The sequence below is a fragment of the Mycobacterium sp. OTB74 genome (genome assembly GCF_029892685.1).
Classification (GTDB): domain Bacteria; phylum Actinomycetota; class Actinomycetes; order Mycobacteriales; family Mycobacteriaceae; genus Mycobacterium.
In genome coordinates, this window is the sequence record NZ_JARXVD010000056.1 from 1 (window position 1) to 1,265 (window position 1,265).

2 protein-coding genes are annotated in these 1,265 nt (G+C 63.7%); both read left to right on the forward strand.

Annotated elements, in window-relative coordinates:
• Nucleotides 1–75: 75 nt before the first annotated feature.
• Complete coding sequence (locus tag M2432_RS27870) at nucleotides 76–438, forward strand: metalloregulator ArsR/SmtB family transcription factor (protein WP_280830087.1); 363 nt, start codon at nucleotides 76–78, stop codon at nucleotides 436–438.
• Between the two features lie 77 nt (nucleotides 439–515).
• Nucleotides 516–1,265, forward strand: a 750-nt coding sequence (locus M2432_RS27875) for a YncE family protein (RefSeq protein WP_280830088.1), incomplete at its 3' end; no start/stop codon positions are given.

Sequence of the window (1,265 nt, forward strand, 5' to 3'; positions counted from 1 at the left end):
GTGAACAGGTATACGCAGCACGATATCAGAACTCATGAATATGTCTTCATGTGTGTGACTGGGTACACTGTGCCGATGGGACATGGTGTGCAAGGGCGTGACCGCCCGGCGGGGCGACTCGATGCCGCGGCCGCTGCGCAGGTCGCCACCACCCTGCAGGCCCTGGCCACACCGAGCCGGTTGATGATCCTGACCGAACTACGCCAAGGTCCATGCGCGGTCAGTGATTTGGCTGAGGCAGTCGGGTTAGAGCAGTCCTTGGTCTCTCACCAACTACGCCTGCTGCGCAATCTGGGTTTGGTGACCGGCACCCGCACCGGGCGCAGCATCGTCTACAGCCTCTACGACAACCACGTCGCCCAACTGCTCGACGAAGCGGTCTATCACAGCGAGCACCTGCGTATGGGTCTGGCCGACCAGAACGACAACGCAGGCTGACCGACCCCATGTAGGAAGCGGGACAGCGGTCCGCTTTTCCAGCGTAGGGTCAAAACCGTGCTCACAGAGCGGCCGCGGTGAACTACCGCGCAGTCGCCGGGATTCTCTCGGCACTATCGATGCTGACCGCCGCAGGATGTGCCAGTGACCCGCCCGGCCCGCATGAGCTGCCCTGGCAACAGGTGTCCACGCTCGATCTGACCGGAGGTACCGGCCGGTTCGACTACACCACCATGGACACCGGACGGAGGCTGCTGTTTATAGCGCACATGGGCGCCGGTCAGCTCATAGAGGTCGACGCCTCCCATCACCAGGTAGTGCGCACCATCAATGATCTGCCCGACGTGCACGGGGTCATCGTGGTCCCCGAACAACATCGGGTCTATGCCACCGCCACCGGACGCAACCAGCTGGTTGCCCTCGACGAGGACACCGGGAAGGTTGTCTTCACCGCGCCCACCGACACCTATCCGGACGGACTGGCCTACGACCCGATCCGACACACCGTCTGGACCACAAACGAACACGCTGGCACCGAAACCGTCATCGACGCCACCACCGGCGCTGCCGTGGCCACCGTGCCCCTTGGCGGGGATGTCGGCAACGTCATCTACAACCCGGCCACCGATCGGATGGTGGTAGCCGTGCAGGGTCGCGGCGATATGGCGGTCATCGACCCCGCGTCGCACGCCGTCACCGACCGGATCGCGACACCGGCATGCAAAGGGCCACACGGTCAAGTACTCGACGCCGTCGCTCAGGTGATGTTCGTCGGATGCGCAGACAACGCCACCCTGGTCACGGTCGACCTCACCACCAAAACGGTC